Raw genomic sequence first — 24,857 nt, forward strand, 5'->3', positions numbered from 1 at the left:
GCTAATCACTCCCCTGTTTATCCAATGATATATTTCTTGTACCCCTTGGTATGGTTACACACAAGCCGTCGATATCTTTTGTGATTTTTATTTGGCACCCAAGTCTTGATGTCTCTGTTAAGCCGAAAGCTAGGTCTAACATATCATTTTCCTCATCAGATATGGGATTATGCGTTTCTACAGCATCATAAGATTTTGGATCAACAATCACGTGGCATGTAGAACAAGCAAGAGAGCCTTCACATGCACCTTCAAGCAGATCTGGATCACTTCTATGGGCTAAATTGAGCAGAGTTTCTCCCTCTGCAGCTTCATAACTTTTCTTACTCCCATCAGGTAAAATAAAAGTAACAGATGGCATATTATTCCTATTAAAATCCTTACTAATTTCTTTATATCCTACAGGTAATAACTAATATTTGCAAACTCTTTACAATTCCAGTACCTATATTTCTTGTTATCCAAGTAGCTCTTTGTTGTCATCCGAGTAGCTGACACTGGTTCCTTTATGACGGCAGTGCCCTCTTCTTGTCATCCCAGTGCCCTGATTACTTGGATCCAGAAAAAAGAATGGTGTCATGCAAGTAGCCTCCTTCTCCTGTCATCCGAGTAGCTGACACTGGGATGACACCCCACTTAACCGTCATACTGCCGCGGTATCTCTTAGCCGCTAACAAGCAGCGGGATGACGAACTGCTATACCGCCACGAACCGTCATACCGCGATTCATTCGCGGTATCTCAGCCGCTAACAAGAGATCCCGCTAACAAGTAGCGGGATGACGGTTGTTGTTTAGCTACAAACGTTAAGAAATTTACTAAGCGAAAAAAAGGCAAAAGAAGCCCCGTGGTTATTATCTGCTTTAAAATATTGGCGTTTTTTATGTTTTAAACGCTTGACAAGCGAAATTCAGCTGCTTTTAATTGCAACTAACCTACGCTGCAAATGTTTAAGAAATTTACCAAGCAGAAAAAAAGACAAAGAATCCCCGAGTTAGCTAGTCTTTTACTATCTCTGTCGAGTATTGGCATTTTTTGATGTCTTGTAACGCTTTATAAGCGCGTTCAGCTTATTTAGATAAAAATCTAGATGTAGATGAAGTTTTGTAAAGACATACAGTATCTATATACTGCAAAAAATTGAACATAAGACGCCGATACATTAAGTAATCCTTACCTTTTAATCTGCAGATTGGCGAAAGCAAATACAATAGCTTCAGTTTCATGATAAGGGGACTGGCAGAGGGTGTCAAGTAAGTTTTTTCGTTTCTATTGAATGACAGTTGTAACCTACGAAAGAAGTCTGTTGTAATTTGTACGATATCTTTATAAAATGGTTCGCATAAGTTATCTAGCAGTGCAACTAAACAAATACAAAAATCAAAACGTTGCGGTTTTTGGTCTTGGTAAAACTGGTTTATCCGCCATTAACGCTCTAACAAAGAGTGGTGCAAGAATATATGCATGGGATGATCATGAAGAGCAAATAGCAAATGCAAAAATGATGTATAAAAAATGTAATTTTATTCATCCCAAGGAATACAATTGGCATGAGATCAGTGCATTGGTTTTAAGCCCTGGAGTGCCAACAGAGCCACATTGGATAGTAAAACTTGCAAGGAGATTTGATTGCAAAATAAAATCAGACATTGAGCTATTTCTTGAAGCTAAAACTACGAACCAGAAGGTAATAGGCGTCACAGGAACAAATGGTAAATCAACCACTACATCACTAATAGGGCACATATTAAAATCTGCAGGGAAAAAAGTAGCTATTGGTGGAAATTTAGGCGTTCCTGTTTTGGATCTAGAAAGAGATGCAGAAATTTATGTAATCGAACTCTCCTCTTTTCAATTGGAGTTGATGAATGAAATTAACGTGGACATTTCAGCACTGCTCAATATTACACCAGATCACATAGATAGGCATGGAAGTATGGAGAACTACATAGCAACTAAATTAAAACTGATAAACGGTAGTGAGGTTGCCGTAATAGGATGTGACAATGAGATTACTGCTGATATATTCAACAAATTCACTGGAGACAAAATTCCAATCTCAGTAACATATTCCCCGATGTCATTCCAGCGCGTGACGCTGGAATCCAGAAAAGAAAAACCATTGCCAACTACTCAGATGACAGAGGGTGGTGCAAGAGATCTAATATCATTGGCAGGTAACAATTTGCTTGATTATAGTGAACAGATTACTGGTATAGATCGAAATTATCTGGATCCCAGTGTCAGCTACTTGGATGACAAAAGGGGCACTGGGATCCAGAAGATCTCGTTAAAACTAGAGAATCATAGCTTATCAGTAAGCGACGTGAAAATAAACCTAATATCCAACGCAGAAAACATAGCAGCCACATATGCCGTATGTAAGGTACTTGGAGTAGATAGCAACACTATTATCAATGGAATCAAGTCCTTTTCAGGACTGAGGCATAGGAATGAACTGCTTGGCAAAATAAGAAATGTGTTTTTCGTGAACGATAGCAAAGCAACTAATGCAAAATCGAGCGAAAAGGCGATCTTATCTTATGAAAACATAAATTGGATCGCTGGTGGAAGAAGCAAAAAAGGTGGAATAGAATCATTAAGCAAGCATTTTACAAGGGTTAGAAAAGCTTTTCTTATTGGAGAATCAACCGAAGCTTTTGCAAATGTTATGGAGAATAAAGTAGATTATGTTAAATGTTGCAATCTAGAAGATGCATTCAGATTGGCTTTTGAAGAGGCCTTAAATAGCGCAGAAGAAGTAACAATATTACTTTCTCCCGCGTGTGCTTCTTTTGATCAATGGAAAAATTTCGAGGAACGTGGTGAAGCATTTTGTAGAATGTTTGAAAATCTCAGGTACAATCACACATGCTGTTTAGTATGATGTTGCGTGGAACAAAAGTTAATAATAGATAAGCTAATTAGGGTTATTCCATTTGAAGGGATAAGCGATGAAACCCTATTAAAGGTGTGCACTGACCTTAATCTAGCTAATAGCTTTTGCAAATTTCAGAATGGAATATATAGCGCTTTGGAGCACATAGCAGAGGACTTAAATAGCTCAATGGAAGCTGAATTAAGAAATTCTAATTTAGAAGATATGAAAGTGCGAGAGCGAGTAAAGTTAGCTATTCAAATACACCTTTCAAACTATGCTAAGCTACCGAATTATAGAGAACTTTTAAAAAATGTTTTATCATTCTCCGTATCACCAAAAAATACATATTTTTCTAGTAAACTTTTATACAGAACTATTAGTGCGATTTGGTATGGCATTCATGACCAATCAACAGATTTTAACTACTATACAAAAAGAGCAATATTAGCTGGAGTGTACTTAAGTACGATACTTTTTTTTATCAATGATTATTCAGAAGATTTTGTGGATACTTTATCGTTTCTTGATAACCGTATCAACAATGTCATGACATTTCAAAAATTCAAAACTCGCTTAAAAGGAATCATAGAAAATTTCTTATAAGCTATTGATTGTTGGTAGAAAAGTACTTGAGCACGATCCTGAAAAGGTTTGTGAAAATAAAAATATTCATGCTGATCATAAAGAACATTTAGTTTATTGTGAGGATAATAATGGTACAACAAAATACACCAGTTACGAAGAAAAAGAAAATAAATTTATTGAAGAAGCACATGAATATTTAATAGACTCTGAATTTAATAAAAATTTTGATCTAGGGCAGTACAGAATAAGTAATTTCTCCGGAAACTTGACGAAAATAGAACTGGAACTCATCAATGAAAAGTATATGCAAGTTCAAGTTAATAGAGAAAGAAAAATTATTCTCGCTATACCGTAGGTGCGTTCCAAGATTATACTGAAGTTTTTATTGCACTCAAAATCTTCGTTTTTCCTAATCTCTAGAATTATCAATGCATCATCACTTAACCAGCCTGAGTGAGCTAGTCCATTCAACGTTGATTCAACTAGATTGCTATTGTAAGGTGGGTCTATAAAAACTATGTCACATTTTGAAATAGGTTGTGGTAAGCAGTTAGCACTGCAGCAAATTAGCGTAACATTGTCCGTAATTCCAAAATCTTTTGCTGTTTTTTTAGGCAATTGCAAATTGTAATAATCTGAATCTACCATAAATGCATGTTTAGCGCCGCGAGAAAGCGCTTCAAATGAAAAAGAACCACTACCACAGAATAAATCAAGTACATTCAAGTTATAAATAGGTTTTCTTGAGGAAAGCATATTAAATATTGCTTCTCGGACAATACTCATAGTTGGCCGTGCAGCTAAATGCTTACCTGTAGTTATTTTTCTTCCGCGATATTTGCCTGCAATGATGCGTAGCATATTAAATAAGCTCCAAAATAATTAATTATTTATACTATATGATTAATGTCAATATGGCTTTAGCAGTTTAATAGAGAGAAGCTATCGAGTCGCTTGTAAGAAAAACACAAGACTCATCAGTTATCTTTTTCTGATTTGCCTGCTGCATTAATTGCTTGACCAATCTCATCTTGTAAATCATCATGATCATTTTTTTCATCATGATTTAGCCCTTCAATTCTGCTTTCTAACTCTAACTTAATTATAGTATTGATTTTATCTATATTATCAAGAAAGCCTCTACATTCTTCTTCACTATACTCTTCACCAGATGCTTTTTTTTCAATAAATAGGTTTTTAAATCCTGCTAGATCAGAATTCTGATCGGTATTTAGTACAACATTTCTCTCTATGAAGCTAAGATCTGACAGCAGTAAGCTAACCTCTAACAGATCTTCACTTTTCACGCTTTTAAGGTCTTCAAGACTTTCTAAAATACTAAACACCTTAATCCTTTCTTGTACAATCTCTTTGTCTTCCTTATCAAATTCAGACAATAAACTATGATTATCTACAAATTTCTCACTCAAAGCTTTATTCAATTTAGCAAAATTGACATCCTTGTCAAGTGATGTGTTATCCCGCAACAAGTCTACCCTTGCCCTACGCGCATTTAAAATGTCGTCGTAGTCATTTAACTTTATGTTGCCATCTTTGTCTTGCTGCAATTTATAATAATCAAGGCCTTTGAAATTTTTATTAGTCTTCATCTTCAATCCTCTTCTCATCTCCTTTTGCATCTGGTTTCCTCATTGGTTCCGGTAATTTCCTTTTACTGTCTTCTCGATTTCTTTTTTCCTCTCTTTCAGCACGTTTTTTTATAGCTTCTGGAGTGTTCATTTCAAAAAGTGGTGAGAGGTTGTAAACTTTATCTTGATTTCTTCTGCCTTCTCTTTCAGCACGTTTTTCCATACCTTCAAAAGCAGATCCAAAATCATCAATTTCATCTGAACCTTTTGGTTCCGTGCCTAAATTTCGTGTCACTTCATTTGATTGATCAGGCTTATCTTCTTCTGTTGGCTGATCATGCTGTAGTTGATTAGGCTTGTCTTCTTGTTCTGTGCTTAGTTCTCGTACTACCTTATCTGGCTGACCTCCCCCTCGTAGTCGAAGAGGGTCGCCTTCTTCTAGTGGCTGATCATGGTTATCTCTTACTAGTTCCGTGCCTAACTCTCGTTCTACCTTATTTGATTGATCAGGATTGTCTTTTTCTGGTTCTCTCTTACGGCCTATGGTGTCATCATGAAGCTTATTCAAGAAATCTTGCCTATGCGATTTTGCTCTAAAAAGTAAGTTATTTGGATAACCATCTTTTTCTCCTGTACGGCGGCTAACTCCTATAGAATCAAGGCCATGCTCCCAAGTAAACTTCATAGCATCTTCTATTGTATAGCCCAAATGTGATCCTACGTATCCTTTATAATAATCTAAATATTTACCGATCCTTCTGTGTGTAATATCTTCCTTATCAACTCCAAATGCCCTGTAGATCTTTTCCTCAAGTTTATCAACGTCATTTTTAGGTGATGTTGCAAATTTTGTTGCTTCAATAGTAGCACCTACAAATTTACGTGGCACATCAATAGCGTATTTCAGCACTCCTCCAACTCTTGGTACTCTCCCCAGCAGATTAGCTGCACCTCCGGCTAATCTATCCGGTAAATGAGTAGCCCAACTGCCTAAAGACTCAAGTCCTCTACCAGCAAAATTTTGCCACTGCTGTTTGAATCCTTCCATTATGCCAGTCAAAGGCGATGCCTGATACATACTAGATATATTGTAAACGCTGAATCCACCACCAGCGATACTTGAGCCCATTTGTTGTACGAACGTGCGTAAGGAGAACATTAAAAATGAAAGCAAGAATAGTATAAAGATTTCCCCTGCATTGATTAAATAACCTCTCTGTATGTCTTGCACCCTTTGGTAATCACTATTTTCTTGATAGTTTCTATTTACCTTATAAAAATTCTGTGATTGGCAGCTCCCATCTTGTCTAATTATATCTTGCACTAAAGACTTTATTTCACTTTTTAAACTTGGCTGTAGAATTACTTTTTCTATGATTTCCTTGTAATTAGTACACCTGCTTTCATTTCCTGGCTGCTTACAATAGATTTCTGTCTTTTTACTTATATTATTAATCAATAATAAGATATCAGCTTTTTCTGATGCATGGGATAAACTATTTGTTAAACGCACTAAATCTTTTACACTACAGCTATTATCTACTACCATATCACTTTCTGCAATATAATGGTCTGCTGGATTCTCTTTAGTACCAGGAATTGGGTTAAAGAAAGGATAATCTATATAACGAAACCCTTTTTCAATGTAATCCGGTGGAAGAGGGATATACCCAGCACCGCCAGTAAATTTTATTGTACCACCTTCTCTGCTTATCTTTTCTATACCTTCTATGTTCTTATCTACGTTCAGCGGAGAAGCTTCTCCAAGAGTGTAAGGTACGAAAATTTGCCCTGGGGTCCAACCAAAGTACTGCTTATCAACGATACAAAAACCACCAAACACCCATTTTGGAGCACATAACCTTACCTCAAACCATTTATTGTAGCATACAGTAAAACCTAACTGCCTATAAAAGGTATTCATTATAATGGAAGCCAGTAATGACAAGAGAGCAAATATCATAATCGACTGTAAACAAAAGCTGATGCAGAATTTTATCCAACCTTCAAATAGACTTTTCAGCGGTGAAAATAAAATAGAAATTAGAAACAGTGGCATAATGGCTATAAGAAAAGCTATACCCATAAAACCAGAGAGAAATATTATGTAAGCATATAAGCACAGCAAGAAGTATAGCACAATCCCTATGAAAATTGCCGGTATCATAAGAAGGCTTGCCCACATTTGGTAATGTAAAAACGCTGCAAACTTTTTCCAAACAGAATAAGCAAAAAACTTATTGAACATGTCCTCCATGAAGCTAAACAACTTAGCTTCATCTCCTTGAGCAATACTTCCGGTGTTCATGTTGGGAGCAAAGTTAGTAATTACACTTATCAATTGTTCAAGACCTTTAACGAATAAAACAAGAAAATGATCATAGAAAAATCTAAAACTTCCAGGAGATATAAGCACTATTACTAGAGTGATTTTCATCATTCTGATGAGCATATCATGCTTAGTTTCTTGTATCATGCCAAAAAGATAAAGAAGCGATGAAATCATTACAAATAGAACAAGCAAGGAAAGAACAAAATTGTGAAAGCTCGTACTTTTTTCAGCTATATTTTCGAACATAGCTTGTGCAACTGCAGGATCATTGCTATTAAAATGTTCTTTGCAATTTTCGTTAATCAATAATACACATTTTAGATAGTTATAAATGTAATCAAAAAACCCAAAACTACTTGGCTGCTGCACTCCACTTAAGAACTCAAAAGAGTAGCCACCTACATTATCTAAGTAATATCTATCTAATATTTTTACATATATTTTCCATCCCTTTTTTAACTTCAACTCATTACAATTTCTGTCCTTTAATTTAGTGTTATCTCTGTCTAAAGTAAAAAATCCATTGTCGCCCTCTGCTGTGGAGTTATAACCTAGATGTACAGTAGGATATTGAGGATCGCGCATTAACTTTAGATTTTCGTTAGGATCATCTTTCCCCGTTTGAAACAAAAGATAAGCACCATGACCGTTGGTAAACCAACATGGAGCACCACGTGATACTGTATTTGCACTATCATCTTCATTAATGCACTTGCAATTTACAGTGCAACTTGTATCAGACTTACTTGAAAATTTTTGTATGCTAGGTTTATAATCATTACAAACTAAGTGAAAATTAGGTAAACTATTATCACTTTGTTTACCTTCAAATTTAGTTGCATATTTTAACTGCTCCAAGCTTTGTAAGGTATAACTGCCTTTTTTAGATTCCTTCTTGTTATTATTACTCCAAGATGTCCATGCACCATTAACTCGCACTTTTAAACTATCTCCATTGGTTTCGAGTCCGGTATCCTCCCACTTCACCACTTGGTTATGGTGAAAACCATAATTAATTTCGCCAGTTTCAGGATCAATAACTTCTCCATCTCCTGGAATAAACGCATCGTGGTCGCTTGAAAAATGAGCGCTTACTGCAATAGGTTTAGGACCAAAATAGTCAGCAGATATACACCTTGGAAAAGGCATATCGTTTTTACTACAACCTGTGATCAGCACATAAGCTGCAAGAAGTAATACCCTAAACCAACATTTGCCTAAACGTGATTGCATATCTAAACTTTTTCCAAATACAGAATAAATTTCTAAAACTTTACTTAAAATATCTTTTTAATTAGTTACTCCATAATATCATTTATATCTTACTCCTCTCCATTTTCTTCCTTGTTTTTAGCTTTAGCACTAGGATCACTTCTTATTGTTTCATCAGAATTTTTTTGCTGATCTGATTGTTTTAATGTTTTAGGTCTATCACTCGTTGTTTTATCAGAACTTCCTTTAGAATCTTCTTTTTTGTCTGGTTGCTTTGGTGTGTTAGGTAATTTAGCCTCAATTTTTCCCCGATCTTCACTCATTTTCTGCTTGATACTCTGTATCATACTTTGGGTCTTATCATCAAGGCCAACGGTTGACAGCATAGCTTGCGATGCGCTCTTAGCAACTGTACCAACACCGCCAGTAACTCCATAACCAGAGCTAAATAGTGTTTGTACCATAGTTTCCGATATAGAAACAAAAGCTTCCATTGCACCGGCAATAATGAGGTATATAAACGCCTGGATTAGGTCTATAGGTAATGCTGCAAAGTGTCCACCAGCCCTTTCTCCGGTACTGAGTGCAACATCAACGCTAGTGCCAGGACTGTATCCAAGAGGCAGTATTGATTTCATCAAGCACAGATCATACGATAAGAAATTTACGCTAATTAAACATTGATAGCATGCAGAAAAATTTGTGAGGTTATATAAAACTGAATACATCAACTGATTTAAAAGAGATAAAAATGAAAATAAAATGACTGGTTCTAATGAAACATGAGCCAACGTTTTTATCCAATTATCAAACAAGGGTTTAGTCTTTTGAAATAGAATAAATACGATAAATAAAGGTGTTAATGACAGTAAAAACGCCACTAGAACAGTAGATATTACATATTTAAACGTAGCGCTAATAATGCATTTTAAGAACATAAAAGTAGCATAGAGTATTGCCAAAAATGCAATAAAGCCAAAAGGACCAGAGAGCATCAACGATAAAAACTTTAGCCAAGTTTCTGTTGTGAATAATACTCCTGCTGTCAAGTCTAAGAATGCAAATTTTCTCCCCCCTTCCCCTATATAGCCAGAAAAGCTATCAACTAAATAAGTGCTACCATCTACAAAAAGTCTGGATAAAGTTGTACCAAAGAGTTCCCAGCTTCTATCGCTAAAGGCAAAAGCTATAAATGCTATCTTGAACATCCTTACAATGAAATCAAATTTACTTAGCTGTATTGTTCCAAGCATATAGCCAATGACAGTAAATATAACGTATAGAGTAAGTAAAGCTCTTACCCCCTGAAGAAGACCTCTTGCATATCCTTTGTATGAATCTTTAACGCTGTCCCCAATTACTTCTTCTTTTATAAATTTAAATACCCCGTTTACATTCGATGAAATAAAATCATTAATTTTTCTTTTGACAAATAAAGTTACACTATACTTATTGTTTTCGTAATATTTGCCATTTTTGTCCGTAATGTCATCTTTCTCTACGTTGCTTACATTGATGCCGAAATATATCTTCTTAGGTTTGCATTCATCTGTTATAGGTTTTTTGTCTTTGCATTCATCTGTTAAAAGACCTCCATCTATTATATAATATACCTTATCCTTTGTTTTATCTAAGTGCTCTACTTTTTTGAAATCATTAGTCTTTGGAGCAGATGGATCCCCTGGCGGGTTATCACCCAAATACACATACAGTTTTTCACCATTGATATATTCACACGATCTAGTCACTTTAACATGGTACCCGCCCCTATTAGCTCCATAGTAACCATAATCTGCTATAGCAAGCATCACACTACTACCATATTTTACATTGTCATTTACTGCATAGTCACTATTTAATTTCAGAGAAAAATCCTCGAAATTGTCACTAATTTGCGAACACACATTATCCTTTCTTGCACCTACTTCATTATCTGGAAGACATTGCATACCTTTATCAGTATCTTGATCACCAAGATCACCAATTTTTGCAACAAGAGCCTCAGCCCAAGATTTATCATCTTCAGTAAAACTACCTGCTTTAACATTCCCTTCCATTTTTTCTAGATAAGAATACATATCACATTTATTTCCTTTATCGTACTTCTTATACCTTATAGAGGAGACACAGTTCCGTTCTCCTGCTCGACCTGAATCATAGCTCCATATACCTTTTCTAGTATAACATATATTCTGATAGTAACAATTAAGCTCATAAGAACTGTACTTTTTTTTCTCATCCAAACTACAGTTTTTTCCATCACATAACTCATTCAATCCTATTTTAGCTCGGCGTAAATCGAACAGCGAGCCATGTATCCATGGTTCGTTGTTTTTAACATAACCTTTATTAAAATGTACCTTATTATCATATGGAGTGTACCCATTGCCAACTAGCACTTTGCTTTCCTTTGCTTTTGTTTTATCAAGAGGTAAAAATTTTATTTTATTTCTCTTTCCATCCTTGCCCTCACAAAAAAATTCCTCTCCTTCTTGCTTGCTAACATTCAATATTTCACTTGCTGACACTTTTTCACCTCCTTCTTCAGCTCTATAACAATTGTCATCAAAGCTGATACCTTTCCCTCCTGGATTGTCATAATCAATTGTTATTTTTCTGGGAACTAAGCTAAAGCTTAACTTATCACCAGGATTTACTTTAATTCCAGTGTCTACATAACGTCTATTGCTGCCAAATCCTTTACCACCGCACAATTCGTTTTTATTTACGCCTTTTTCATCAACGCCATAATTATTAGGCACATCGTTAATATTTGCAGCTTTACTATAATTTGGTTCTGAGCCATCAGCACAAAAGCTAGCTGGCACAAGTACTTTCCTTGGATTTTTGTCTTCTTTAAAAGGGCAAAAATTTACTGATCCATCGAGGGTGAATTTGATTTCCTCACCCTTACTAATTACTTGACCAGAATCAACCCAATGAATTTTAACTTCTTCACCAGCTTTATGAACTGGAACATCCACGTTAACACTAGTGTTTCTGCTCTGCAACCCAGGTTCGACACAATCCATGTTACAACCAGTGATTGCAAGACACAGTATCAACAATAGTGATCTTTTACTTATCATTGCTGTCTTCCTGGTGGTGGTATCTGAGGCGTTGACCTTTGAGTCCCTTGTGGTATTTGAGGTCTTGACGTACCTGACTGTTGAGAAGCACCTCCTCTTTCTCTTCTTTGAACGCTTTGTTCATCTAACCCTACTGTTCCCATTAAGCTTTGTTGATACTGTCTTCCAGGTTCGCTTGCTACATAAGCACCAAACAACGAGTCAGATATTGTCGAAGAAGCTTCAACTAAAGCTTTCATAGCGTGTCCCAAAATAACAAAAGCCATCATAGCGGTAATATTAGGTGTATATTTGGAAGCATAACCATAAAAAATACAAGGGTTAAAAATCTTTAAGTTAATATTAAGTATACATGTAGAGCAGACCTCAAAATCAAATACTGAATACACAATATAATCCATAACCTGGCTTATCAGTGATATAAAAATTAAAAGCACTACTGGATGAATCGCAAATCTTGCTAAATTTTTAACCCAGTTGTGAAACATCTGCCTAGTATACGCAAATAAAAGACAAATAATAAAAATAGGTGCTAAAGAAAGCAATAACGCAACTATTGCTATAGATGTAATAAAAGAAAATAAGGCATTAAAAATAGATAAGCTCACTGTGATTAAACCCCAAATCACCAAGCAAAAAGATACAATGCCCAAAGGGCCAGAAAATATAAGAGATACTATTAACAATACTGAATGCGATGACAAGAACCTATTGAGCGGCAAATCAAGAAACTCAAAAACATTTGAAGTAGTGCCTCTAAAATTTGCTATTTCTATTAGTTGTTTTGGAGTGTTAATAAATATAGAGAATGCGTTGTTATAAAAAAAGTCCCAGCTATTATCCTGCAATAGCTGGGCGATGATTCCTATCTTTACGCATATAATTAAAAACTCATATATAGAAATATGAGTTAATCCAAAAAAGTAATAAAGAGTATATAAGATTATATATAGTACTAATAGTGATATTATAGTAGATCTAATGGTATTTGTTCTGCTTGATTTTATAAAACTTTCGTAAAGAGACTTTACAGGACTAGTATCAGAGTGAATTGCGTTAGGGTCTTTATAATTAGAGCCGAAAAATGCAGTTTTCACTTTTTCATCAAAGAAATTATATATTGCACTAAAAGTTTTTGTAGGTGGCTCTTTAGTTGTTAGGTTAATACTAAATTGACCTTCATTTTTGTAATCGCAGCCATGGTCTCTTATTCCATAATATATGGTGCCTTTTTTTTCTTTTAACTTTTCCTTTAAGCCTTCCATGTACTCAGTATCATGAACTTTGCTGATATCTACAGATATATCCGCTTGGTTTTCACCAGGCTTATGCTCAGGAAGTTTGTCAGAGACGCTTATATACAAGCTATTTTCTAGACTGTGGTTCTTTGTTACTCTTATATTGAAACCACCTTTGTCATTTTGATCGTAGCAGTACTTGTCATTTCTACTACATAAACTAAAAATTAATCTTGGTGTTCGATAGTTATCTCTTATCTTGTGATCACAATTAGTGCATAAACCACCTTCTGGAATGTGTTCAAAATTCTCATTATCCATGTAAGCACGTAATAGTGTAATGTCAGTTTTTACCTGTTTTCCCTTTAATACGTTACTAATAATTTCAGCAACAACAGATTCACCACTAGAATTTAAAGCATTGAATAGCTCAATTTCTATATTATTATATTCAATATACACGCAATCCTCGCCTCTACGACCAGAAGAAAATTTACATATACGTCTACAGAGTGAATTTAAAATGTGCGTATCTATCTTACTTGCACTGCTCTCTGAAAGCTTGCTGCAATCTATATTTTCTCCTTGTTTTATAGAGTTAATAATATTTTCAATTTCCTTTTTTCTTTCATCTTGATCTAACTTCGAAAAATCTGAATCCCAGTACTCTCTTCCTCTCAACCATTGCACATCGCCTATTATATATTTATTAGGACATATCCCATCCTTGCCACCTTGGCATTTCTCTTGATTTAAAACATGTGCAAAATGTTCTGTTTCTTGCTCGCTACACTTTTCGTCGATTTTCAAATACCTGATTTTTGTCTCACTCTCTTTATCTTTACACACTTTACTTCCAATCACACTAAAGCTTATCGTATCGCCTTTTTTAAGTGCAAATGGTAATGCAACGTCATTTCTCCCAGGCCCAATTGCAAAATCTGCATACTGCTTAGGACAAAAATTAACCTTACTAGGCACTATATCAATCTCTGTTACTCTTATTCTATCTGAGATATTAACACCAGAATCAACCCATTTCTGCTCTGTTGACACTATATCTAGTTTTTCACGCAAACCTGATAAATTTTCTGGCTTAATACAGTGATGTTCCCCGCAGCCTGACAGAAAAAAAAACGGTATTATCAGCAAAAATTTTAGCATAAATCCAACTCATTCAGTGCTTTTGTTAACACTCTCGGAGCTACTAGAACCAGAACCTCGAGATTTACTCTTGTCTCCACCACTCAACTTCTTAGCAGCAGCACCAGCAACTCCAGCAACACCCCCAGCAGCAGCTTTGGCAGCAGATAAAGCTTTGCCCACCATTTGTCCAGGTGTCTGACCTGAGCCAAGTGCTGCTCTATGGTTACCAGCAAGTTCAGCAGCCATGCCAGGAAGAATGTTTAAAAAGTGGTAAAAGAGGAATAATACTAAACACAATTTTAATAATTCTCCGATGAGAGAGCTGCCAAATTCCATGTATGTAAAATCAAATAGACCAAGTATGCTGCTCTTTTTAAAGCTATAATTTTGCATCATACATGCAAGAGTAGTTTCATTGTTATCACATTCCCCATCTCTCAATTTAAACCACTGTTTTTTCTTACTAGCTGAGGGTTTTGCTTGGTTATTTTCATATGACTTATCCGGTTCAAAATTTAAATTTTTATAATAGATTTTATCACATGCTATAAACATAAAAGACAAAAACGCAAAAAGGATAACCGGGTATAAGCTATAGGTGATCAATTCTCTTACCCAGCCGTCAAAATATCCTTTGGTGTGTTGGAATAAAACCATAGGGATGAACAAAGGTGATAAAATGATGATTACACTCAAAGCAACTAGAGATAAAATAAATACATAGCACAGCCACAAAATAACCATCATCAGCAAAATGGCCATAAATATAGCAACAAGAGCTATTAAAATCTGTCCACCAGCAAAAATAATACCGATTACCGAACCTGCAACTAATAAGACAGGAGCAGCACCAAGCAAGACTGCTAACGTTGCAACACCTCCAGTACCAATTTTGCCACCAATTCCATCTAAAGGGGCACCTAAATAAAATAAAATTCTACAATCAAGCCTATCCCAAGGTGCAAGATAACTGTAAGATACCCTCTTTCCTGCACGAGTATATTCATAATCTGTACCTGCTTTATAATTACATATGCCTTTACTTTCAGATGATGCTTTTAGCACTATCTCTGACAAACCATTTGAGAGACGAGTTAATTCTCCATAATAATGAGACATGGTACTGCCTGTTGTGAAGTAAATCACTAAAGCGAATTTTATGATCAACATATACATTTCTTGAGGCCTCTGAACTCCACCAGACATGGCTTTTATAGAGAACAGTATTAAAGCTAAAACTAAAACAGCAGTTACAGTGTTTTTCAGCCTTTTCTGTGCTACAGATATAAAACTCTCACCATTTGGTGCACCTTTACCTGCAACTAAATTATCTAACGATTCCTTAATGCATTGCACTATCATAGAAGTTACGGGAATAGGAGCTAATGATTTACTCCCTGCCTGGTTATAACAAGCTTCAGAAACATACGAGCTAAAACAGCCAGCATTATCATAACCTACAAAAATTTTCCCCCCTTGTCCGTTGAGTCTTTTTTCTTTAGATCTGATAATAGTTTTATAGTCATCATTATTACCAATAGGAACTTTTTCCTCTCCTGTACCATCTTTATTTTTGAATATCATCACAGATTTTTCACACATAGGAGCAAGTGGGTCAGGTGGCAATTCCGTGCACCCCATATCAACCCCTTGCGGCCAAGGAGTCATTTCGATACCAAGCATGCTAACACTGGCTAACTCCACACATAATCTGCCCGTTTTTCTCACTGCTTTGAATGTAGCTCCATGTATGGGTTCGCTCTGTCCTGCTTTGAGAACTCTACATTCCAGACCACCATCAACCTTCGAGGACCATGACCCATCTACGTATCCAGTGTCTTTCTCCCTGACATCAAAGTCTATGTATCCAGGTTTTCCTCTGGAATTAAAGTCTACCTTATTAAAAAGATTACCAAAAGTTAAAGGGTTTCGATGACATACTTCTATATATTCACTGTATTGCACACCATTTTTTGGCCAGTAATAACTCTCTGTACTCTCCTGAACGTTAGAATTTAAGGCTTCTTTTTCTGCTCTTTTCCCGTCATAATCTTTTTTGTTCACGTCTTCCCGAGCTTTATTTTGCAAACAAGAAAAATATTCCTCTTCTGTTTGGTAATTTTCATTGGTGCAGCCACTATAACCTGTGTCTTCTAATTTAAAATTTTTGTATTTTCCATCATGATCACGTGCAACTGGGTGTTTAACAAAACTATGTTCACAAACAACAAGCCCTCCTATCGCTTTCCAGACTCCAACAATTGCAGCTATCATTCCAACAATAACAAGAGCGGTAAACAAACCAGCAGAAGAAACGATCAAAACAATGCCAGTAAATATTGCGCCAACAGCAATCGCTATTCCAGCAAGTGCTGCAGCTGTTTTAAACGCTCCACAATCAGGATTAGAGGCACGACTAAAACTGCCAGTGGAATTAAATCTGCTAACAAATTCTGTCTTGTCAGTACCACTTACTCCATCTGCAAGCACTGGATATGAGAGTAAAAAGTCTATATTTAGTAAAAATATCGCAATTAATAGCAATGACAGCTTAGTCTTAAACATTTTTTACCTTCTGATAAAATATAGGCAACCATACTTTTGGGTTGTCCCCAACTTCATTTAATATATCGTGTAACAATAGAACACTTTCTGCACGTCCGGATAATACGTTGATTATATCATCCAGGCCTTTTAAGTCTATTCTAGCTACTACAGCATTGACTCCTTGTTTCACCAAAAAGAATCTAGTACTCGGATCTGTGTGCTTAATTAATATATATTCACGTTCAGTTAACATAAAAACATCCCGATAGACACTAGTAGCTTTCAGATTTGGTAAAAAAATCTGTGTCGCTGTTTGTTGTACAAGCGTATCGCTAATAGTACTTTTACTTGCATCCTCAACACTCTGAGTAGCAAAAATCACAAAAGCATTTAGTTTTCTCAGTACCTTCAACCAGTCTTTTATCTTGGGTGCAAAAACTGGATTATCTATTAACGCCCATGCCTCATCAAGAACGATAATAGATGGAGTGCCATCAAGAGATATACTAATCCTATGAAATAAATAAATCAAGACCGGTCCAAGAGCAACAGGATCTTTGAGCAAGCTAGCCATCTCAAAACCAAATACTCTTGCTCGTGAAAAATCTAGCAAATCTTCTTTATTGTCAAATATTGCAGCATGAGAACCATTATCATGCCACATAGATATTGCCCCAGCTAGAGTATCAGGACCTGCAAGCCCTAAAAACGGTACGAGGTTTCTCAAGAATCTGTCTTCTTTTCTTAATTTAAAATTTCCTTCAATTGCATCATTAATTCGTGCAATATCTTCTGAAGTAAATTTATCATTATATACCGAAATTAAAGACTTTATCCACTCCATTAAAAATGTTCTATTATCAGAGGTATCATCAAGTTGTAAAGGATTAAAATTTGTTTTAGTTCTTGGTTCTATTACAGTATAGATACCACTAAGTGCTCTTAAGAAAATCTCTGCACCGCGATCTTTATCAAAAAAGAATATCCTTGGAGAAAACTTCATCGCTTGGGCACACAGGAAATTCATTAAAACAGTTTTACCAGCACCAGTTGGGCCAATTATCATAGTGTGTCCAACATCCCTTATATGAAAGTTGAAAAAAAATGGAGTACCAGATGTCGTGTCAAAAACTGTAACGGCATCTCCCCAGTGGTTATTGAATTTATTACCAGTAGGATAATTATGTTGAGATGCAAATCCAGCCAAATTAAGACTACTTATTGTAGCTTTTCTCACTATATAATCGAAATTACCAGGAATTTGCGCCCAAAATGCTGGTTCAAGGTTAACTCTCTCACGTATAGGGTAAACACCGCAATTAGAAAGCTCTGATTCTACCAACGACAGAGCGTTATCCAATGATTTAGGACTTTTTTCTATACATAAAATAGTCAGGTGATGTTGACCAAACGCAATCTTACCACTCATTGCGTCATCAAGCGCTTGAGAAATTTCTGCTATTTGAGAAATAGCTTTATCTGCAGACTGTATCATTCGATTTTGCTGTATCTGCATTTTTCCAATCGCCATTTGCCTGTTTATAAATTGAAAAGATTGCGTAATTATAAACTCGTAAGGAAGTTGTAAAAACGAATCAAGCATTCCTGCAGAAGTATGATTTCCATATTCTTTGATACTAATTATTCCAGCATATTTACTCTCATTATGAGTCACAACCTGTATCATCTTACGGCCAAAGAATAACCTATGTACTGGTAAGTATCTTGATATTTCAGTTCTTAGCGGAAAAAGCGTATTTGTAACGAAGCCACAATTTACGATTCTAGATAGAAACTCCATTATTTCGCAGAACAAACCATCTGGAGTTTCTTTTACTCCAAGAATTTTAGGCGAATAATTTCTAAGGCTTGTCACTACACGATTTGTCGTTTCCTCTAAATCTTCATACGTGGCACGTATATCACTTTCCCAAGCATGTTTTGAAGTTACATGTCCGAATTTTTTTAGTAGATGTGACAAAAATTCTACTCCTTTTGTGTCCGCTCTACGGATAATCGTAATGTATAGGTCATTAATAAATGATTGCCTTGTTGCGTGTTTTTCTCTCCATTTTAGATTTACGTGATTAGCGAAAAAATTCGGCAAACCTTGACTTGCAAATTCATCAGAAAAAATATTTTTCTTACGTCTGATAGTATGAAAATACAAACTAAATGCCGGAGATGAAATGCTTCTTAGCATCTGATTCCTGATGTTGTTCTGTATGACTAAATCCTCGTCATCGGCAGTTTCAAATGCAAAACCACTTAATTTTATAACCTTAACCAACCAATTTTCTTTTGTCATCAAGGTTGTGCTATTCCAATAGCAAGAATAAGGAATAAATTCAGCAGCGTGAACTTCCCTGTTCAGAGTAGATTTATTCTTTGATTGAATAGCCCTAAACCTCAGCATCACACAACGTTAAGCAATATCATAAGAATTGGCTCCATGGTAAAAACGATTTAAACATTTCGAGCACTTTCCCAATTTTACCATAAATAATTCAATAAACAACGGTTCTTTTGCAGAAGCTATATAACCAAGTCCATGTATACCTGGTAACATTAAGAGAATCACTCTTAAATCATTTGAATTAATGAAAATTAGCATGCAAATCAGGACGTTTAATATTGCAAACATATAACTCACACCAAAGAGCATTGCAGGTCTTGTAAGACCTTTAAATAATTGATCTGTTTGTATACTACCTGTGGACATATCTTTAACCTTCTAATAATAGCTCTAACACTAATACTATATCATTATATTAAAAATCCATTGAAACTAGTAGCACTTTAAGTTAAGATACATTATTTAATCCCGATAATGACAAATTGGCCATTTCAAGAAGCAGAAAAAATATTGCAAGAGTTTCCTAATAAAAAAGAAATAATATTTGAAACTGGTTATGGACCCTCTGGTTTACCCCACATAGGAACCTTTGGAGAGGTTTTCCGCACTACAGTTATTGTAAATGCATTAAAAAAAATAGCTCCTGGTATAAAAACCAAAATCATTGCAGTTTCAGATGATATGGATGGTTTGCGAAAAATACCAGATAATGTGCCAAATCAAGAGATGCTAAGAGAGCACTTAAATAAACCATTGACTATGATACCTGATCCATTTGGCACTCATCAGAGTTATGGTCATCATATGAATTCATTGTTGTGTAAATTTCTTGATATGTTTGAATTTGAATACGAGTTCAGGAGTGCAACAGAGTGTTATAAATCTGGCGTTTACGATGAAAAACTTTTACTCTTACTGAAAAATTATGATAAAGTGATGGACGTAATGCTTCCATCATTTCGGGAAGAAAGACAGCAGACTTATAGTCCATTCTTGCCAATATGCCCAAAAACTTCTCAAGTTTTACAAGTTCCAGTAATTGAAACAAATACAGAGAAAGGAACAATCACATATGAAGACCCAAACGGGGAAAAAATAGAAGTTCCAGTGACAAAAGGAAAATGTAAACTGCAATGGAAACCTGATTGGGGAATGAGGTGGGCCGCATTTGGAGTAAATTACGAAGCTCACGGAAAAGATTTAACTCCATCTGCTGTGCTTTCAAGTCAAATATGTGAAATACTTGGAGAAAAGCCACCACTTCTATTTTGCTACGAGCTTTTTCTTGATAAAGAAGGAAAGAAAATATCAAAATCAAAAGGAAATGGCATTTCAATTGAAGAGTGGCTAACTTACGCACCAACAGAGAGCTTAGCATTGTACATTTTTCAGAGTCCTAAAAAAGCTAAACGTTTATATTTTGATGTGATACCAAAATCAACTGATGAATATTTAGAATTTGTAAAGCGTTATCATGAGAACAAAGAAAAGGATATAAATAATCCTGCTTGGCACATTCACCAGGGCAATGTTCCCAGTATAGAAACTTCAGGCATAAATTTCTCACTACTTTTAAACCTAGCAGCAGCTTGTAATGCTGAAAACAAAGAGATCCTATGGGGTTTTATATCCTCTTATGCACCAAACGTTACACCAGAAAATAATAAAATGCTTGATAGACTTTCAGACTTTGCAGTAAAGTATTATCACGATTTTATCAAGCCAACAAAATCATATAAAACTCCAAATGAAAAAGAAAAAGCAGCGTTACTAGATTTGAAGGACACTTTACATTCTCTATCTACAACTGCTACTGCTGAAGAAATTCAATCTCAGGTATTTTCTATTGGAAAAAAATATGATTACACCAACTTACGTGACTGGTTTCAGCTATTATATGAAACGTTACTTGGCCAAAAAACCGGTCCAAGAATGGGATCTTTCATAAAGCTTTACGGAATAGGTAATACGATTTCTCTCATAGAAAGCGCTACTAAATGTATACTTTAGAGTTTACCTCCTTTCATTTGAGCTCTTTAGTTTTAATAAGAATTCCTTGACAAACTCCGCTAGCCCCCTTATCATGAAACTGAAGCTATTGTATTTGCTTTCGCCAATCTGCAGATTAAAAGGTAAGGATTACTTAATGTATCGGCGTCTTATGTTCAATTTTTTGCAGTATATAGATACTGTATGTCTTTACAAAACTTCATCTACATCTAGATTTTTATCTAAATAAGCTGAACGCGCTTATAAAGCGTTACAAGACATCAAAAAATGCCAATACTCGACAGAGATAGTAAAAGACTAGCTAACTCGGGGATTCTTTGTCTTTTTTTCTGCTTAGTAAATTTCTTAAACATTTGCAGCGTAGGTTAGTTGCAATTAAAAGCGGCTGAATCTCGCTTGTCAAGCGTTTAAAACATAAAAAACGCCAATATTTTAAAGCGGATAATAACCACGGGGCTTCTTTTGCCTTTTTTTTCATTTGGTAAATTTCTTAATATTTATAGCTAAACAACAACCGTCATCCCGCTACTTGTTAGCGGGATCTCTTGTTAGCGGCTGAGATACCGCGAATGAATCGCGGTATGACGGTTCGCGGCGGCATGACGATAAGGTTTATACCTTGTCATCCCAGTGCTTGACACTGGGATCCAGCTTTCTTTATAAATTCACCAAAAGTGCTTCATTCTATAACGCAAAACCCATACTCACCAAATCCAATGCATTACTTGCAATTAAGTTTCCTGGATCCCAGTGTCTGGGCACTGGGATGACACCATCATAAAGGAATCAGTGTCAGCTACTTTCATGACACTATTCTTTTTCCTGGATCCAAGTAGTCGAGCTACTTGGATGACAGCTAGCCTGACAACCGTCATCCCGCTACCTGTTAGCGGGATCTATGCTAAGAGATACCGCGAATGAATCGCGGTATGACGGTTTGCAACGGTATGACGGTTTGCAACGGTATGACGGTTCGCGGCGGCATAGTAATTCGTCATCCCGCTGCTTGTTAGCGGGATCTCTTGTTAGCGGCTAAGAGATACCGCGAATGAATCGCGGTATGACGGTGTAGACGATGGTTAAGTATCCCGCTGCTTGTTAGCGCCGCGGCGGTATGACGGTTCGTGGTGGTATGACGTAGAGTGCTTAGAAGCTGTTATTTTGCTATAAATGGCTGTAATGGCATCATCTATTTTATTGCTATCACAGCCTGTTTGTGCAAGTTCAGCATTCCCACCACAGTTCTTTTTAACTGCTATGGATATTAGTTCTTTTGCGCTAATCTTATTGATTAAGTCTTTACTTACTTTAATAATCAAGACTGTTTTATCTTTTTCTGTTGCCGTAAAAGCTATTACCGTTTTTGGTTTTTGTTGCTGCAAAACAAACTCTCTTATTACATTTGCTGGAATATCAGTGAAAGTGTGGCTTATAAAATTTATTCCATTTATTTCGGTGCTTTTTATATTCTCTGCACTCACAAGCTTTTTATATAGGTTTTTTATTTTGGTTTCGGATTTTTTGTGTTCTTGACTTAAAATACTTAATCTGCTTGTTATTTCACTCACTGGCGCTTTTACGAATTCTGCAACTTTTTTTAAGTTAATTTCATTATCACGTACATAATTGATTGCTTCCTGACCAGTTAAAGCTTCAATTCTCCTCACTCCAAAAGCAACAGAACTCTCTGTTACTATCTTAAATAAACCGATTTCTCCAGTATGTTCAACGTGCGTGCCACCACACAGTTCCCTTGAATCTCCAATCTTCACTACTCTTACTTGATCGCTATATTTTTCGCCGAATAACGCCATAGCTCCTTCGTCTATTGCCTGATTCATGCTTTGAATTTTTGTAGATGCGGAAAGATTTTCTCTGATTAGAGAGTTTACCATATCCTCTACCCAAAACAACTGATCTTGAGTCATTTGAGTGTTATGGCTGAAGTCGAATCTCAGTCTATCTGGTGCAACTAGGGAACCTTTTTGAGTGACATGATCACCTAGAATTTTTCTGAGTGTAAAGTGCAGAAGATGTGTAGCTGAATGATTTCTTCTTAAGGTTTGCCTTCTTTCCTTGTCAATGCTTGCTGCAACTGTGTTACCTTTACAAATTGAACCGAACTTAACTATGCATCTGTGCAAATATAGGTCATTAACCTTATTGGTATTCTCGACTATAATAATACTTCTATCAGATTTGATCAGACTGCCAGTATCTCCCACTTGTCCACCTGACTCGCCATAAAAAGGTGTTTTATCAAGTATAATGGTTATCTTTTCTCCCTCCTTTGCAGAATCAATTACTTCATTTTTAGAGGAAACTATAGCTAGTATTTTCGCATCACTTACTTCATTGAACTCATAACCAACAAATTTTGTTTTGCCAAATTTATTGATCAAATCAAACCATACTTGCTCAACAGATTTTTCACCAGATCCAGCCCATTTAGCACGTGCTCTCTCTTTTTGTTCTCCCATTGCATCATCAAAACCCTTCTGGTCAAAATTTATTTTTTTCTCTTTTAAAATATCGAGTGTAATATCCAAAGGAAATCCGTAGGTGTCATATAGCTTAAACGCTGATTCTCCAGGCAAAGTATCGCCTGGTTTTAAATCTGCAGTGAATTTCTCCAGGAGATTGATACCTTTCATCAAAGTGTCTTTAAAGTTTTCTTCCTCTGATTTTAACGTCGTTTCTATTAAGCTTTTAGCTCTGACTAATTCAGCTCCCATATAAGCCGAACTCGTGCTATCTATCAACACTGGAAAAATACGATGGAGTAGGGAATCATTATATCCAAGCAGGTGAATATAACGCGCGGCTCTCCTAATTAATCTGCGTAATACGTAATTCCTGCCCTCATTTCCAGGAAGCACTCCTTCTGCGATGAGAAATGCAGCCGCGCGAAGATGATCTGCTACGATCTTATGCGCTATTTTATTTTCCGTTCTTCCACAGTACTCCTGTGATTTACTTATCAAAGCAGAAAATAAATCAATATCATAGTTATCATGGACATTTTGCATTACAGCAGCTATTCTCTCAAGGCCCATTCCAGTATCGATACATTTTTTTGGCAATTTATGTAAATTACCTTCTTCATCTTTATTAAATTCCATGAATACCAGATTCCAGATTTCAACAATTCTATCGCCCTCTTGTAAATTAGGACTCCCATGGTCATAAAAAATTTCAGAACATGGACCGCACGGACCAGTGCTTCCCATACTCCAAAAGTTATCATCCGTTGCAATTCTTATGATTTTATCACTTGAAAAGCCACTTATCTTACGCCAAATCTCGTACGCCTCATCATCAGTATGGTAGACGGTTATGGATAGTCTGTTTTTATCAAGAGATAACTCTTTAGTGATAAATTCCCACGCAAATTCTATCGCAGTTTCCTTAAAGTAATCACCGAAGCTAAAATTTCCGAGCATTTCAAAAAATGTGTGATGCCGAGTTGTATAGCCAACATTTTCCAGATCATTGTGTTTACCGCCTGCTCTTAGGCACTTTTGACTTGAGACAGCACGTTTCATTTCAGTTTTTTGAGCACCAGTAAAAATATTTTTAAACTGCACCATACCAGCATTTGTGAACATGAGCGTTGGGTCATGTTCTGGAATCAAAGGAGAAGAAGAAACCTGCTCGTGGTCATTATTTACAAAAAATTTTATAAATCTTTCTCTGATTTCGTTTAGCTTCATCGTTTTTATTGAGGTTATCTATAAATAATAAGTTGTAATGGAAATAAAATCAATACCACTCTCTAGATCTCAGAACTTCTAGTGACATGCACCTTGTGGTAAGAAAAAATCAATATATTCACGATAAATTTACCTCATATCTGTGTTTTATATGTGGAAA

The 24,857-nt window shown here is 35.8% G+C and carries 17 protein-coding genes; 5 read left to right on the top strand and 12 right to left on the bottom strand.

Annotated features, from left to right (window positions below):
• Position 1: 1 nt before the first annotated feature.
• Positions 2 to 361 carry a ferredoxin family 2Fe-2S iron-sulfur cluster binding protein gene (locus ACICPZ_RS00790; RefSeq protein ID WP_155969176.1) on the bottom strand — a complete coding sequence of 120 codons (360 nt, stop codon included), beginning with the start codon at positions 359 to 361 and terminating at the stop codon, positions 2 to 4.
• Between the two features lie 96 nt (positions 362 to 457).
• Positions 458 to 580, bottom strand: coding sequence for a hypothetical protein (locus tag ACICPZ_RS00795; protein WP_007549233.1), 123 nt, complete (start codon positions 578 to 580; stop codon positions 458 to 460).
• Between the two features lie 752 nt (positions 581 to 1,332).
• Between ACICPZ_RS00795 and ACICPZ_RS00800 the strand changes: the two genes are divergently transcribed.
• The 3 genes from ACICPZ_RS00800 to ACICPZ_RS00810 are packed head-to-tail and all read left to right on the top strand — an operon-like array spanning position 1,333 to position 3,820.
• On the top strand, positions 1,333 to 2,886 hold the full coding sequence (locus ACICPZ_RS00800; RefSeq protein ID WP_007549232.1) for a Mur ligase family protein: 1,554 nt from the start codon (positions 1,333 to 1,335) through the stop codon (positions 2,884 to 2,886).
• A 6-nt stretch (positions 2,887 to 2,892) separates the two neighbouring features.
• Positions 2,893 to 3,483 carry a COQ9 family protein gene (locus tag ACICPZ_RS00805; RefSeq protein WP_264373704.1) on the top strand — a complete coding sequence of 197 codons (591 nt, stop codon included), beginning with the start codon at positions 2,893 to 2,895 and terminating at the stop codon, positions 3,481 to 3,483.
• Positions 3,484 to 3,487: 4 nt separating this feature from the next.
• A complete protein-coding gene (locus ACICPZ_RS00810; protein WP_213863055.1) occupies positions 3,488 to 3,820 on the top strand; it encodes a hypothetical protein in 333 nt (110 codons plus the stop codon).
• Here the strand turns inward: ACICPZ_RS00810 and rsmD are convergent.
• The 8 genes from rsmD to ACICPZ_RS00850 form a co-directional block, all read right to left on the bottom strand.
• The gene (rsmD, locus tag ACICPZ_RS00815) at positions 3,778 to 4,326 is read right to left on the bottom strand and encodes a 16S rRNA (guanine(966)-N(2))-methyltransferase RsmD (RefSeq protein ID WP_006280837.1); all 549 of its coding nucleotides are present in this window, start codon (positions 4,324 to 4,326) and stop codon (positions 3,778 to 3,780) included. The genes ACICPZ_RS00810 and rsmD overlap by 43 nt on opposite strands.
• Before the next feature lie 116 nt (positions 4,327 to 4,442).
• Positions 4,443 to 5,075, bottom strand: a complete 633-nt coding sequence (locus ACICPZ_RS00820; protein ID WP_010082417.1) for a hypothetical protein — start codon at positions 5,073 to 5,075, stop codon at positions 4,443 to 4,445.
• A complete protein-coding gene (locus tag ACICPZ_RS00825) occupies positions 5,065 to 8,619 on the bottom strand; it encodes a type IV secretion system protein (protein ID WP_264374224.1) in 3,555 nt (1,184 codons plus the stop codon). The genes ACICPZ_RS00820 and ACICPZ_RS00825 overlap by 11 nt, the downstream gene beginning before the upstream one ends.
• An 89-nt stretch (positions 8,620 to 8,708) precedes the next feature.
• Complete coding sequence (locus tag ACICPZ_RS00830; protein WP_264373752.1) at positions 8,709 to 11,687, bottom strand: type IV secretion system protein; 2,979 nt, start codon at positions 11,685 to 11,687, stop codon at positions 8,709 to 8,711.
• Positions 11,684 to 14,089 carry a type IV secretion system protein gene (locus ACICPZ_RS00835; RefSeq protein ID WP_264373753.1) on the bottom strand — a complete coding sequence of 802 codons (2,406 nt, stop codon included), beginning with the start codon at positions 14,087 to 14,089 and terminating at the stop codon, positions 11,684 to 11,686. The genes ACICPZ_RS00830 and ACICPZ_RS00835 overlap by 4 nt, the downstream gene beginning before the upstream one ends.
• A gap of 9 nt (positions 14,090 to 14,098) precedes the next feature.
• Positions 14,099 to 16,636: a type IV secretion system protein gene (locus ACICPZ_RS00840; RefSeq protein WP_264373754.1), complete on the bottom strand. Its 2,538-nt coding sequence runs from the start codon at positions 16,634 to 16,636 to the stop codon at positions 14,099 to 14,101.
• Positions 16,629 to 19,034 carry a VirB4 family type IV secretion/conjugal transfer ATPase gene (locus ACICPZ_RS00845; RefSeq protein ID WP_010962886.1) on the bottom strand — a complete coding sequence of 802 codons (2,406 nt, stop codon included), beginning with the start codon at positions 19,032 to 19,034 and terminating at the stop codon, positions 16,629 to 16,631. The genes ACICPZ_RS00840 and ACICPZ_RS00845 overlap by 8 nt, the downstream gene beginning before the upstream one ends.
• Before the next feature lie 9 nt (positions 19,035 to 19,043).
• Positions 19,044 to 19,340, bottom strand: coding sequence for a type IV secretion system protein VirB3 (locus tag ACICPZ_RS00850; RefSeq protein WP_007548615.1), 297 nt, complete (start codon positions 19,338 to 19,340; stop codon positions 19,044 to 19,046).
• A 108-nt stretch (positions 19,341 to 19,448) separates the two neighbouring features.
• On the opposite strand from ACICPZ_RS00850, the gene ACICPZ_RS00855 reads away from it, so the two are divergent.
• Both ACICPZ_RS00855 and ACICPZ_RS06515 read left to right on the top strand, forming a co-directional pair.
• A complete protein-coding gene (locus ACICPZ_RS00855; protein ID WP_010082403.1) occupies positions 19,449 to 20,984 on the top strand; it encodes a lysine--tRNA ligase in 1,536 nt (511 codons plus the stop codon).
• A gap of 619 nt (positions 20,985 to 21,603) precedes the next feature.
• The gene (locus ACICPZ_RS06515) at positions 21,604 to 21,765 is read left to right on the top strand and encodes a hypothetical protein (RefSeq protein ID WP_010962888.1); all 162 of its coding nucleotides are present in this window, start codon (positions 21,604 to 21,606) and stop codon (positions 21,763 to 21,765) included.
• Here ACICPZ_RS06515 and ACICPZ_RS00865 read toward each other — a convergent pair.
• Positions 21,716 to 21,859, bottom strand: coding sequence for a hypothetical protein (locus tag ACICPZ_RS00865; RefSeq protein WP_264373756.1), 144 nt, complete (start codon positions 21,857 to 21,859; stop codon positions 21,716 to 21,718). The two genes, ACICPZ_RS06515 and ACICPZ_RS00865, sit on opposite strands and share 50 nt — an antisense overlap.
• 204 nt (positions 21,860 to 22,063) lie before the next feature.
• The gene (alaS, locus tag ACICPZ_RS00870) at positions 22,064 to 24,697 is read right to left on the bottom strand and encodes an alanine--tRNA ligase (protein ID WP_264374226.1); all 2,634 of its coding nucleotides are present in this window, start codon (positions 24,695 to 24,697) and stop codon (positions 22,064 to 22,066) included.
• Positions 24,698 to 24,857 lie beyond the last annotated feature (160 nt).

The organism is Wolbachia endosymbiont (group A) of Melitta haemorrhoidalis, from assembly GCF_964273365.1.
GTDB lineage: Bacteria > Pseudomonadota > Alphaproteobacteria > Rickettsiales > Anaplasmataceae > Wolbachia > Wolbachia pipientis.